This window comes from Paenibacillus sp. FSL L8-0158 (genome assembly GCF_038592965.1).
In the GTDB taxonomy this organism is placed as follows: Bacteria; Bacillota; Bacilli; order Paenibacillales; family Paenibacillaceae; genus Paenibacillus; species Paenibacillus polymyxa_D.
This window is the reverse complement of record NZ_CP151949.1, coordinates 3,110,014-3,123,255: the sequence shown is the minus strand read 5'-3', so window position 1 is coordinate 3,123,255 and position 13,242 is coordinate 3,110,014. Positions and strand designations below refer to the sequence as shown.

Annotated in this window: 14 protein-coding genes; 13 read left to right on the top strand and 1 reads right to left on the bottom strand. The window is 45.0% G+C overall.

What is annotated here, in order from left to right; all coding sequences use genetic code 11:
• The first annotated feature begins 121 nt into the window (after nt 1-121).
• The 11 genes from NSQ68_RS13470 (at nt 122) to NSQ68_RS13420 (ending at nt 10,487) form a co-directional block, all read left to right on the top strand.
• Nucleotides 122-1,513 carry an amino acid permease gene (locus NSQ68_RS13470; protein ID WP_307345346.1) on the top strand — a complete coding sequence of 464 codons (1,392 nt, stop codon included), beginning with the start codon at nt 122-124 and terminating at the stop codon, nt 1,511-1,513.
• 163 nt (nt 1,514-1,676) lie between these two features.
• Nucleotides 1,677-2,927: a YCF48-related protein gene (locus NSQ68_RS13465; RefSeq protein WP_342426231.1), complete on the top strand. Its 1,251-nt coding sequence runs from the start codon at nt 1,677-1,679 to the stop codon at nt 2,925-2,927.
• 153 nt (nt 2,928-3,080) lie between these two features.
• A complete protein-coding gene (locus NSQ68_RS13460; RefSeq protein ID WP_029517499.1) occupies nt 3,081-3,263 on the top strand; it encodes a hypothetical protein in 183 nt (60 codons plus the stop codon).
• A 188-nt stretch (nt 3,264-3,451) separates the two neighbouring features.
• A complete protein-coding gene (locus tag NSQ68_RS13455; RefSeq protein ID WP_013371386.1) occupies nt 3,452-3,847 on the top strand; it encodes a DUF2500 domain-containing protein in 396 nt (131 codons plus the stop codon).
• A gap of 135 nt (nt 3,848-3,982) precedes the next feature.
• Entirely contained in the window at nt 3,983-4,732 is a 750-nt protein-coding gene (locus NSQ68_RS13450) for a glucose 1-dehydrogenase (protein WP_307345322.1), read from the top strand.
• Between the two features lie 121 nt (nt 4,733-4,853).
• A complete protein-coding gene (locus NSQ68_RS13445) occupies nt 4,854-5,276 on the top strand; it encodes a cell wall hydrolase (protein ID WP_103049197.1) in 423 nt (140 codons plus the stop codon).
• Between the two features lie 52 nt (nt 5,277-5,328).
• Complete coding sequence (gerQ, locus tag NSQ68_RS13440; protein WP_039273179.1) at nt 5,329-5,784, top strand: spore coat protein GerQ; 456 nt, start codon at nt 5,329-5,331, stop codon at nt 5,782-5,784.
• A gap of 388 nt (nt 5,785-6,172) precedes the next feature.
• Nucleotides 6,173-7,474 carry a hemolysin family protein gene (locus tag NSQ68_RS13435; protein ID WP_196245373.1) on the top strand — a complete coding sequence of 434 codons (1,302 nt, stop codon included), beginning with the start codon at nt 6,173-6,175 and terminating at the stop codon, nt 7,472-7,474.
• Nucleotides 7,475-7,678: 204 nt separating this feature from the next.
• A complete protein-coding gene (gene bioB / locus NSQ68_RS13430) occupies nt 7,679-8,686 on the top strand; it encodes a biotin synthase BioB (protein ID WP_342426230.1) in 1,008 nt (335 codons plus the stop codon).
• Between the two features lie 36 nt (nt 8,687-8,722).
• Nucleotides 8,723-9,841 (top strand): glycerol dehydrogenase, encoded by a 1,119-nt coding sequence (locus tag NSQ68_RS13425; protein WP_039273174.1) that lies wholly within the window; start codon nt 8,723-8,725, stop codon nt 9,839-9,841.
• 154 nt (nt 9,842-9,995) lie between these two features.
• Entirely contained in the window at nt 9,996-10,487 is a 492-nt protein-coding gene (locus NSQ68_RS13420) for a hypothetical protein (RefSeq protein WP_342426229.1), read from the top strand.
• A 73-nt stretch (nt 10,488-10,560) separates the two neighbouring features.
• Here NSQ68_RS13420 and NSQ68_RS13415 read toward each other — a convergent pair whose 3' ends face one another.
• A complete protein-coding gene (locus NSQ68_RS13415; RefSeq protein ID WP_342426228.1) occupies nt 10,561-11,793 on the bottom strand; it encodes an aminopeptidase in 1,233 nt (410 codons plus the stop codon).
• Nucleotides 11,794-11,955: 162 nt separating this feature from the next.
• On the opposite strand from NSQ68_RS13415, the gene NSQ68_RS13410 reads away from it, so the two are divergent.
• Nucleotides 11,956-12,252 carry a hypothetical protein gene (locus NSQ68_RS13410; RefSeq protein WP_023988878.1) on the top strand — a complete coding sequence of 99 codons (297 nt, stop codon included), beginning with the start codon at nt 11,956-11,958 and terminating at the stop codon, nt 12,250-12,252.
• A gap of 126 nt (nt 12,253-12,378) precedes the next feature.
• Nucleotides 12,379-13,182 carry an MBL fold metallo-hydrolase gene (locus tag NSQ68_RS13405; protein WP_342426227.1) on the top strand — a complete coding sequence of 268 codons (804 nt, stop codon included), beginning with the start codon at nt 12,379-12,381 and terminating at the stop codon, nt 13,180-13,182.
• The last annotated feature ends 60 nt before the right edge of the window (nt 13,183-13,242 follow it).

Sequence of the window (13,242 nt, the reverse complement as noted above, 5' to 3'; positions counted from 1 at the left end):
TGACATTTTTCCTTGACTTCAAAGGCGAGCTCGCTAATAATTAATCGAATGATAAGAACACGCACTAAAGCGTTGCAGCACCGATATTGACGTATGAAATTATGGAAAGAGGATTCGGCATATGGACTTATTTCGAAAAAAAACAGGACTGCTCCCGCATGAGGAAAGCGGATCTACAGGTCACTTAAAGAGAACAATGGGTGCCTTTGATCTCACCATGCTAGGTGTAGGATGTATTATCGGTACCGGGATTTTTGTTATTACTGGCAAGGCAGCAGCAGAAAATGCAGGTCCTGGATTGATGCTCTCCTTTGTTATTGCAGGTATTGCCTGCGTACTAGCAGCCTTATGTTATGCGGAGCTATCATCTACAGTTCCCGCAGCTGGGAGCGCTTATGCGTATAGTTATATTGTATTTGGAGAAATTTTGGCCTGGGTACTGGGTTGGGACCTGATTCTGGAATATGGAGTGGCGGCCGCCTCTGTGAGTAGTGGATGGTCTGCATACTTTCAAGGCTTGCTGGCTGGATTTGATATACATTTACCGCTGGCTTTAACTGCAGCCTTCGATTCGACCAAGGGAACCATTATTGATCTACCAGCCGTGTGCATCATTATGCTCATCACACTGTTACTGAGTCTCGGAGCCAAGGAGACGGTTCGATTCAATTTAATAATGGTTTGTGTTAAAGTCGGAGTTGTATTGCTATTTATTACAATCGGTATCTTTTATGTTAAGCCTGACAACTGGACACCATTTTTGCCTTATGGATTTTCTGGTGTTTTGAGTGCTGCGGCAATCGTATTTTTTGCTTATCTGGGTTTCGATGCCATCTCAACTGCAGCCGAAGAGGTTCGCAATCCGCAGCGGAATATGCCCATCGGCATTATTTCTTCTCTTGCGATCTGCACGGTATTGTACATTGCCGTTTCAGTTGTGCTAACGGGAATGGTACCTTATACGCAGTTGGGGGTAAGTGATCCTGTTGCCTTTGCCCTCCGCTTTATTCATCAGGATTTCGTAGCCGGATTGATTTCAGTCGGTGCGATTGCGGGGATGACCACCGTTTTACTGGTCCTGTTGTTTGGTCAAACGCGGTTGATTTTCTCCATGTCACGTGATGGTCTTTTACCCGTTTTTTTATCAAAAATAAATGCCAAAACTCAAACACCGATTCGAAGCACTTGGCTGGTAGGCAGTATTATCGCATTGGCTAGTGGATTGTTCCCGTTACATGCACTGACCAATTTGACGAGTATTGGAACCCTGTTCGCTTTTGCTGTGGTATCGGTAGGGGTTATCGTTCTGCGCAAGAAACGCCCTGATTTGAAAAGAGGCTTTACTGTGCCGTGGGTTCCGTTGCTCCCGCTTTTAAGTGCTTTGGTTTGCATCGGTCTGATGCTTCAGCTTCATATTAGCACCTGGATTGGATTCATTGTGTGGCTCCTGCTTGGATTGCTGATCTATTTCTTCTATGGATACCACAAAAGTTTGTTGAACCGTAAATCCTAATAATTTTTAGTATAAAAAACCCGGCATCCTGCACTTTTGTGAAGGAGCCGGGTTTTTTTGTCATTACGCGAAATGTGTCACATAGAGGCGTTTATGGTATAATTCTGTTTCAGATAAGCTTTTGGCACGTGATTACAGCATGCCATCGAGGGAGGATTTTTATATGAAACTGCGCTGGCGTGCGCTCTTGGGGGGAGTACTACTGCTGACAGGTATTTTACTGACTGCCTGTTCTGCTGAAGCCCCAGAAACGTTAACTAAACCTCCGATTGAGGAACCTGATGATCAGGGTCAGACGATTACCATTAATCCACCAGTAACTCCAAAGGTGGGCGATCCCAACGCCAAATATGTAGTTCAGACGCGAATAGCGGATTTTCATTTAATCGATAACAATAAAGGATTAGTTTGGGGAGTTACCCATAATGAGCTCCGGCTTTATGATACTCATGATGGCGGAAAGACATGGAATAATATTTCCCCCTCCGAAAACGTCCAATTTCAAGACAAGCTTGAATATGGAAAGGACATCAGTTTCACTGATTCGCGTCACGGTTGGGTTGTCCGTCAAAATTTGGACAAAACAGCAACCGTCATTCTGAGAACAGCAGATGGAGGACAGAGCTGGGATGTTTCAGCGCTTCCAAGCGGGGATCATGTGAGCTCGATCCAATATGTAAATCCAACTACTGGCTGGATCATGGCATATGTAAAACTGAATGAGCAGGATCAACAAAAACTGTTGTATCACACCACTGACGGGGGAGCCACGTGGAATAAAGTTGCGCAAAGTTCTGGTATGACATCCAACAAATCAGGCTCAGGTTTACCCGATCGGGGCAGTCTGGCCGGGATTAGCTTTTCTTCCAACAATCAGGGTTTTATAGCGATCAATCTGGATAGCAGTGTTAAGTTATACAAGACTTCGAACCAAGGGAAAACCTGGACTCCGGTAGCTAACAGAATGCAGGGCTGCCCTCAGGCCAAAGCAGAAGCTGAGCAGTCTCTGAAAGGGAGCAGTGCCTCGTATTGGATTCCGGTTCTTTGCTCTGGGGTTAACGGCACAAAATATAATGGACTGTTTACAAATGATACAGGGGCCCAATGGAGCGATGTGTCTTTGGGCCTGAGTAGCAACATTAATTCTATTATCCCTGGCCGTACGTTTCTAAACGAAAAGGAAGGATGGATCATAACCGAAACGGGATTGAGCCGTACATTGGATGGGGGGAAGACGTGGACAAGTCTCACAGGCAACAAAGTGCTACCTTCGAAGCTAAAAGACTACCCACGATCGGTCAAGCTCCGTTTCGCCTCTTCTTCGGTGGGTTGGCTGCTTCTGGAACGCCTTGATGACAAGAAGTCACTGCTGCTGAAAACGACGGACGGTGGTGCGAACTGGAAAATTTTATAATCGCTATAAAGGTGATTGCCCTGAGGTATTTTTCTCAGGGCGTTTTATTTTTAAAAAATTTAAATTTTATACGACTATATGTGAAAAAAATCACAAACTAACGAATAAGCCGCTGTTATACTAAACCTGTAAACAACGATAGGAGTGATAATCATGAGAGCGAATCAGGATCATATGTTAACCCAATACTACCTTCAATTTTGTTATACTTGCCAGGATGCCTATGGTTGCACGACTGAAGAGGACTGCAAGCAGTGTGCAGAGCGTTACGCTGAAGACGAAGATCATGAAGCTCTGGATGAAACACAACGTTATCTCCAGCTTGTACATGTGTAAATCAATGCATCATTCTGATATCGCCATATCTTGAGCCTCCCGGATTATTCCGTGGGGGCTCTTGGCGTTCTTAAGGGTTGCTATCAAATTTGGGCAGGAACATACATATACTGTTATAGAAAGCTTAGGTCAGGTCAGGATGCCCAGTCGTTTCCCTGTGGAATGCCTGGCGGAGAGGAGTGCGGTGCATGGGTTTTGAGTCATTATGGATGTTCGATTGGCTGGGCACGGTACTGCCCGTATTTTTCGTTGTTGTGTTGGGTATTGTCGTGTTGTCTGCAGGCAGGGAAGTCATGGAATGGAGTCGGAATAAAAGGCAGCCTGTACTGACGGTCGGTTCCCGAATTACGGCCAGAAGGACACATCTCCAACAGAGGCGACAGGAGGAACAAGGGACTCGCACCTATACTTTCTATTACGTAACCTTCGAGGTGGAAAGTGGCGACCGGATGGAGTTTAAGGTATCTGGGGAAGAATATGGTCAATGCGCTGAAGGGGATGAGGGACGGCTTACTTTTCAGGGTACAAGGTATATCGGGTTTCAGCGTCTTAATCGCTATAGCTTGGAACAGGTTAAAATGTAGAATTCAGTCTAATTATTTTTGGATTCATTTACAGCCTTCTGTGAGAAACCAGGGTAGGGGGCTGTAGATGTTTCTTGTTCGGCACATTTTGGTACATATATACTAGAACAGAGTAGTTCAGAGGAGGAATGATTCGTGTCATTTGAGGGACAAGTTGTTATTGTAACAGGAGCGGCACATGGCATCGGAAAAGAGGTCGCTTTTGCCTACGCTGCTCAGGGTGCCCATGTTGTATTTGCGGACTACAATGAGGAAGAGGGTGCCGCAGCCGCTGCAGCAGCCCGGAACGAAGGCTATCAGGCCATTTTTATTCCTTGTGATGTACGGAAGGAAGAAGATATTGTAGCGCTAATCCGTGGCACGGAAGAAGAATACGGTACGATTCATACGCTAATTAACAACGCAGGCGTATCCAAATGGAAATCTCCATATGAGTTAACGCTAGCAGAATGGGATGACATTTTGAATACTAACGTACGCAGCTGTTTTATTGCCACTAGGGAAGCGGCTAAGGTGATGAAACGAAACGCAGAAGGTGGCTCTGTGGTCAATATGACCTCTACACGAGCTTTCATGTCAGAGCCGGATACAGAAGCCTACGCGGCATCCAAAGGAGCCATTGTGGCCCTAACACACGCGATGGCTATATCGCTAGGAAAGGACGGGATTCAGGTCAATTGCATTAGTCCAGGGTGGATTGAAACCGGGGATTATGAGCAACTGCGTGCAGAAGACCATCAACAGCATCCGTCTGGACGAGTAGGAATCCCTAAGGACATCGCACGGGCCTGTCTGTATTTGACACAACCCGGCAATGATTTTGTAACTGGTACGAATCTGGTAGTAGATGGTGGCATGACGCGTAAAATGATTTACGAGCCGTAGTAAAAGCCTAAATGAGTAGTCCCAATCTTGGGGCTATTTTTTTTGTTTTTCTGGACTGTCACCCATTGGGCAATTGTACCATATGATAGGGTATGTGATGGAGAAGCGAGGAGGGGACGCGTTGGCTGTAATCAAGACCAACTCAGAGGATGTAAGGACACTTGCCCGACTGATGCGGGCAGAGGCCGAAGGAGAAGGAGAGCAGGGGATGCTCATGGTTGGCAATGTCGGAGTAAATAGGATTTTGGGTAATTGTCTGGATTTTCGGGGGATTCGCCTTATGAACGATATGGTGTTTCAGAGTCCTGGCGGGTTTGAAGCTACCCAAAAGGGGTACTTTTATCAAAGAGCCCGTGACCGTGACATTCGTCTTGCCCAGCGTGTCATTAATGGGGAAAAAATACGCCCGGCGTCCAATGCATTATGGTTTTTCAGACCGGCAGGAAACTGTCCGGGCACCTGGTATAACCAGACTAATACCGGACGTTTTAAAGCCCATTGCTTTTTTAGCCCGACTGTACAGGATTGTCCTGCCGTCTATTAGAACGCTTCGACATGAGTCTGAATAATTTAAAACCATTTTAGGAGGAATTTACATGATTTCACAGCAAGCTTACCGTCCTGTTTCTTATCCTGCTGGTGGCGGGTATCCCGAGTGGCCCAGAGGGATGAATCCGGTCGGAACTATGCAGCCCATCAGCACCTTCCCCCCTCAGGTTAATAGCGGTAGTGCGATGACACCGACTGGTATGGTGGTACAGAGCCAGACTCCACAATTTGAGCAATCATATATTGAAAACATTTTGCGCTTGAACTTGGGTAAAACAGGTACCTTTTATATGACGTATGAAAATAACCGGGAATGGAATGCGAAAATATTCAAAGGTATTCTGGAAGCAGCGGGTCGTGACCACATTATTATCAGTGATCCGGCTACGGGCAAGCGGACGATTTTGCTGATGGTGAATCTGGACTATGCTACTTTTGATGAGCCATTATTGTACCAATATCCCGGCGTCATCGGGAATCCGGGTGCATCCCCGGTTCGCTGATGCCTTCATATATATGAGTCTACATCCTCTGCCAGACGGCAGGGGATGTATTTTGTTTATAATCTTTCTCAAATATAGTAGCTTTCTTAGTGGTAAGCGGCGAAAACGAGAGCTTTACGACCTAAATGATAGTGGAGCTGTTTTTTCTGACATTGCTTGTGGTTTGACTGTATAGAGTATAGTTATATAATTAAATATAAGCTGATGAATGATCTAATCATTTATGCGGAATATGGCTTTGGAAGCCGGAAGGAGTGAATGTGTTGGGAAGTTGACGCTGCTTATGATGTGTTATCGTTCTGTCTATGATGAAACTATCCGAAGGAGGTGCGCCTGTCTGCCGTAATGACGGCTGATGGGGAGCATATTGAGTGACCCTTTACCGAGTATGTTTAACTTATTTATTGTTTTTGCATTAGTACTATTGAATGGTTTTTTTGTATCTGCGGAATTTGCCATGGTGAAGGTCAGAGGCAGCCGTATTGAGACTTTGGTGGAGGCGGGCAATAAAAAGGCCGTATACGCCGCCAATATGTTACACAACTTGGACGCTTATTTATCTGCCTGCCAGTTGGGTATTACACTAGCATCGTTGGGACTAGGATGGATCGGAGAGCCGGCCATCGCACATTTGATCGAACCTGTATTTACAGCCGCTGGATTAGGAGCGGTATATGTGCACGGTACTGCCGTGGTTATTGCATTTATTGTCATTACGATTCTGCATATTGTGTTGGGGGAATTGGCGCCCAAAACGATAGCTATCCGTAAATCTGAGACTATTACGCTGTATTCAGCCATGCTGATGACTTGGTTTTACAAGTTGATGTATCCATTCATATGGGCGTTGAATGGAATGGCGAACAGCCTGCTGCGTTTATTCCGTCTGGAGCCGGTATCCGAAAATGATGATTCCGCGCATACGGGGGATGAAATACGTATTCTGATGAAAGAAAGCAATAAGAGCGGACTAATTGATAATACGGAATTGGCGCTTGTTGATAATATATTTGATTTTACCGACACGACCGCCAGGGAAATCATGATTCCGCGAACTGAGATGATCTGCTTATACAGTAATGAGTCTACAGAAGAAAATCTCGCGATTGCGACGGAAAGCATGAGAACCCGTTATCCAATCTGCGCCGAAGATAAGGACCATATTATCGGCTTTATCCATATTAAGGACCTTCTGCGGGCGAACACACTGGATACCCGTACGATGATTCGACCGATTCTTGCTGTCCCTGAATCTACGCAAATTAGTGATCTGCTCAAACGCATGCAGCGTAGTAAGACGCAAATCGCAATTTTGATTGATGAATATGGCGGTACATCGGGTATGGTAACACTGGAAGATATTATGGAAGAAATCGTTGGTGAAATTCAGGATGAGTTCGATCAGGAACGTCCGAGTTGTGAGCAGATTAATGACGAGGAATTTTCCATTGACGGCATGTTATTAATTGATGAAGTGAACGATCGCTTTGGACTGGATCTTGATCATGAGGATTATGATACGGTAGGGGGCTGGCTATACTCACATGTCGAGGTTATTCCCCCACAGCCTGGCCAGTCTGTAGTGTTTGAGGGATGTATGTTCACGGTAGAAGAGGTTGAAAACAAGCGGATCTCACGTATTAGGCTGATAAAACAGCCTTTCGTCGTGGAAGAAGCAGGAGTCTCATAACGGAATAAATTTGGAGAGCGACCTTGAACGATGTGGGGTCGCTTTTTAATTTGTCTTCTTTACAGAAAGGACATGAATTGATATGATATTCGTGTTATTGTCAACCTCGTTATAATTCTTAAGGTTGACAATAAGAAAAGAATTTCCTCTACGCTGAAAATCTTATCCATTTACATGATCATTAAATTTTGGGAGGCAAGAAGCATGAATTTTCAAAACAAGGTTATAGAATGGGGCTTGTTGGCTGAAAAAGCGATACATGGTAGCCATGTTACACTGGAAGAAGGCATAGCGGTACTGGAAGCCGACGATGAGGAGTTATTACCGATTATGCAAGCTGCATTTCGAGTGCGACACCATTTTTACGAAAAAAAAGTAAAGCTGAACATGATCATCAACGCTAAAAGTGGCTTGTGCCCGGAGGATTGCGGTTATTGCTCACAATCTATCGTATCCACGGCGCCTGTGAACAAGTACAGTATGTTGGACAAGGAGTCACTGTTGGCTGGAGCAAAGGAAGCAGTAGCACGGAGAGCAGGGACGTATTGCATCGTAGCTTCGGGTAAGGGCCCAACAGATCGAGAGCTGAATCAGGTGATTGAGGCTGTACAAGAAATTACCCGGACGATGCCGCTCAAAATTTGCGCTTGCTTAGGGATTCTCAAGGGAGATCAGGCACGGCGGTTGGCAGAGGCTGGGGTACATCGATACAATCATAATTTAAATACAAGTAAGGCCAACTATCCCTCAATTACAACCACACATACATACGATCAACGCGTCGAAACTGTGAAAGTGGCTCAATCTCACGGAATGTCTCCATGCTCTGGCGTTATTATCGGGATGGGGGAAACGAATGAGGAAATCGTTCAAATGGCTTATGCCTTACGGGAGTTGGACGCTGACTCTATTCCGGTTAACTTCTTGAACCCAGTCCCCGGAACCCCATTGGAGGAAGCAAAGCGAATATCACCTATCCAAGCTTTGAAAGTGCTGGCACTGTTCCGCTTCATCTGTCCATCCAAAGAAATACGCGTTGCAGGTGGACGAGAGTTGAATTTACGCTCATTACAACCGTTATGCCTGTATGCAGCGAATTCAATTTTTGTTGGAGATTATTTAACGACAGAAGGACAAGAGGTCACATTTGATCATCAAATGATTGAAGATCTTGGTTTTGAAATTGAGATGTGTGCCTTTTCAGCCGTATAATAGAAATTGTACAAACTTGGAAGGGAGAGTTAAACAATGAGCGAAAAAGTATTTATTAGTCCAGGTAAATATGTGCAAGGGAAAAATGTGATTGATAAAACAGGTGAGTATGTTAAGCCATTAGGCCATACTGCCTTGGTTATTGCGGACAAGCTGGTTTGGGAGATTGCAGCCGACCGCGTGGTAAAAAGTCTGGAACTGGCTGATATTACGGCGGTTAAAATTGAATTTCAAGGGGAAGCCTCCAAAAATGAAGTCAACCGTATTGTGGATCAAGGACGAAGCGCCCAGGTCGACATTGTCATTGGTGTAGGTGGCGGTAAAACGCTGGATACCGCTAAAGCTGTAAATGAACTACTCGGTTCCTCAGTTGTGATTATTCCAACGACTGCTTCTACAGATGCCCCTACTAGTGCACTATCTGTTTTGTACACCGACGAGGGTGCATTTGATACCTATTCCTTTTTCAGTAAAAATCCGAGCCTAATCCTGGTGGACACAAAAGTCATATCTCAAGCACCGCCCTTGTTCCTCTCCTCAGGCATTGCAGATGCCATGGCGACGTGGATTGAAGCCCGTGCGGTCATTGAAGCTCGCGCAACGACAATGGCTGGTGGTTTGCCAACCTTGGCGGCAGAAGCCATTGCGTCCAAGTGTGAGGAAGTTCTTTTCGATTACGGACTGCAGGCTTACGAATCCGTGAAACGCAAAGTCGTCACACCTGCGCTTGAAGCGGTAGTGGAGGCGAATACGTTGCTAAGCGGTTTGGGCTTTGAAAGCGGCGGTTTGGCAGGCGCACATGCGATTCACAATGGTTTTACCGTTCTGGAAGGAGACATTCATCACCTGACTCACGGTCAGAAGGTAGCTTTTGGCACCTTAGTCCAGCTTGCCTTGGAAAAAAGACCTTTGTCCGAGGTGGAGCGGTATATTGACTTTTATCTAAAACTCGATCTGCCTGTCACACTGGAAGACATTAAGCTACAAGAAACTTCCCGAGAGGATTTGTACCGGGTAGCTCAGGCTGCTACCAAAGAAGGCGAAACTGCTCACAATCTACCATTTGCTGTCACAGCGGATGATGTGCTTGATGCAATTTTAGCGGCTGACCAGTATTCACTTGCCTATAAGGCTAAAATTGGACATAGAAACTAACCCCATACGAAATAAGTAGATTCAAAGGCCGCTGATCAGCGGCCTTTTTTTCCATTATTTAACTTGCAACTTATGTTATGATTTTTATGGTACATAAGCAGGAAATGCCGGGAGTATATTTATGGCTTCCCTAAAATTTGAGAGGAGTTTAGCGATGGCAAAATGGAATGTAGAAGATCAAGGTATTCAATATAGTATTGAGTACAAGCGTAGCTTAACTGGCGGAAAAATTATTGTAAATGGAAGCGAGCAGAAAGTTAAAAGCCAGAACGCATTTTTGAACTTGATTGATCTTCCAATTAGATTGAAAGAAAAAGCTGTAAATGTAGTTGTTATTGGTAACAAAGCAGATTTAGCCGTGGATGGTGTGTATCTTGGGTCCAATCAACCTTATGTTCCTGTGAGTAAAGTTCCGGGCTGGAACTGGGCTTTTGTTGTGGTCAGCTTGGTTATAGGGTGGCTATTTGCGGGCATCTTTGGTCTGTGTTTAGGGATATTAGGTAGTATGTTTTATATAAAATCATCTTTATCCTTACATCAAACCACTAATCGAAGAGTTGTAAGTTGTCTTATTGTCTTTTTTATCATCAGTGTAGTACAAATCGTTTTTGGAATTGCAGCAAATTATTGGATTAATACGCTGTGAAATAGTACTAACATAGCTATAGGATGAACAAGAAGGCTCTCTCGCATGAAGCGGTGAGAGCCTTTTTGCCGTGTTAGATCGCCCAATTTCCTTTACGGAAGATAGGTTCCTCAGTACCGTCCTCGGTAACGCCGTTAATGTCCATTTCACCTGAACCGATCATAAAGTCGACGTGAGTCAGGCTGGAATTCAGGCCGTTGGCAGCCAACTGCTCTTGAGTCATATCCTTGCCGCCTTTAAGGTTAAATGCATAAGCATTACCGATGGCCAAATGGTTAGAGGCATTTTCATCAAACAACGTATTATAGAATAAGATATTTTTATCAGAGATAGGTGACTTGTGAGGTACAAGAGCAACCTCACCCAGGTAGTGTGAACCTTCATCCATTTCTACGAGATGCTGAAGAGTTTCCAAACCGGTTTCTGCCTGAACATCGACAATACGTCCATTTTCAAAAGTCAGTGAAAAGTTGTCGATGATATTTCCGCTGTAGCTAAGTGGCTTGGTGCTGCTGACCTTACCGTTCACTCCCGTTTTAAGCGGAGCTGTAAACACTTCCTCAGTAGGCATATTGGCTACAAAAGTATGTCCCTGTTGGTTGACGCTTTCAGCTGCTACCCACAGATGATCTTTTGCCAATTCGATGGTGAGATCTGTGCCTGGAGCCAGATAATGCAGCTTTTTATAGCGTTTGGCATTTAAAATATCAGATTTGCTGGAAAGGGTTTTCAAATGCTCTTTCCACGCCTCCACGGGGTTATCCAGATCCACACGCACAGTGCTGAAAATGGCATCCCACAGTTTGTCCATTTGCTCAGAAGCTGGTAGATCAGGGAATACTTTGGCAGCCCACTCTACTGAAGGATAAGCAATCAGAGACCAACTGAATTTGTCGGCCATTTGATATTCGCGGTATTGACGTAATTCATGTGACCGCACGCGCTGGGCAGCAGTAATTCGGCTGGACGGAATCCCTTTAAGCAAATCCGGATTTTCTGCAATGACATGCAGTACAGCTGCGCCATTTTCGACCTCTTCAGTCATTTCGGCTGCGTACCATTTGGGAGCAATATTAAAAGTTTCATCAGGAGCTAGTTCATACTGTAATCGAGTAATGGTTTCATCACTCCATTTTACTGTAACCAGCTTGGCTCCGGCAGTATACGCTGATTTGACGATAAGTCTCACGAGTTCGGCGGACAAAATTGGTGCATGAACGATGAGTGTCTGCCCAGGATGGACATTGGCGCCGACCCGAACGGCTAACTCGGCATATTTTTGCAATTTTTGTTGAAAATCTGACATGTAACTTTCCTCCATTTCACGAAAAGCCTTAAATAAGGCTTGGGTAACTTGCACAGTTTTTTTGCAAATTCCACACATAGCTTATATATTGTACAATGTAACGAAAAGGTTCACAAATTAGTTTTGGTACTATTTAGTGAAAATGAAAGGGCGGATAGATGAATGACAGAGCAAAATTCACCTCAGGAAGTGAAAGAAGTACATATTCAACAGGCACAAATGACAAGAGATGAGAATGGTGCTTATTTGGGCCAAGTGGTATTTGGAGTAGACGGGCAGAGTTCTGTATATGAAATCACATTCCACAGTAAAAGGGGAAAGGAATGGGATTACAGTCTTCATTTTGCGGGAGAGCCACGGGTGGAGGAAGAGATGCTGCAAATGGATAGCTGGATTGAAGAGAACGATGATTTATTCGACTATTTGCTAGATACGGCATGGAGCAAATTACCCGAGTAATGTAAACATGGTCTATTTTCGTGACAAGCGGATTATATTTAGCAGTGTCCGCATAATCTGCTGACATGGGGGAAGCCTAAAGGTCGATATTAACAGTAAATTCCATGTGAATAGGAGGGTGAAGCTTTGGCAAATCATCTGTTCACCGAAGGAATGACGGCAAATGAAGAGGCTGCTCCCGATCTCCTGAGCTTACGGACGCTGTTTGTAAATATGTGTTTTATTGGGGAGCCAGGAAGCCGTTCCTGGGTGCTGGTGGATACGGGGATGACAGGATTTACAGACTCGATTATACGCCTGGCAGAGGAACGGTTCACTGGCCCTCCGATCGCTATTGTGCTTACACATGGTCATTTTGATCATGTAGGTTCGGTTATTGAGTTGGTACAGCATTGGGGTACACCTGTTTATGCACATCCTTTGGAATTACCTTATTTGACGGGAATGAAGGATTATCAAAAACCTGACCCTAGTGTAGGGGGAGGTTTAATGTCGGGCATTTCCTTCTTATACCCCAATGATGCTATAGATCTCGATGATCGCATTACCTCCCTGCCCCAAGATGGCAGTGTCCCTGGTGCCCCTGGTTGGAAGTGGCTGCACACCCCAGGACATACTCCTGGTCATGTATCGCTTTTTCATGAGCGAAGAAGGTTAATGGTGGCCGGTGACGCTTTTATTACGGTGAAACAGGAATCGGCACTGGCCGTTATTTTACAGGAAAAAGAAATACACGGGCCTCCTGCGTATTTTACAACAGATTGGCAAGATGCGCAGCGCTCGGTGGAAATGCTGGCCAAGTTAAAGCCTGAGATTGCAGTTACAGGACATGGTCATTATATGCATGGTACTGAGCTGACAGATCAGCTGGAGCGACTGGCAGGAGATTTTGAACACATGGCTGTACCCAAACAAGGACGTTATGTGTAGTCATGTGTGAAGGACGATGCCTTGCGGGGCATCGTTTTTTTTGTGGACGTGGAATTTTTT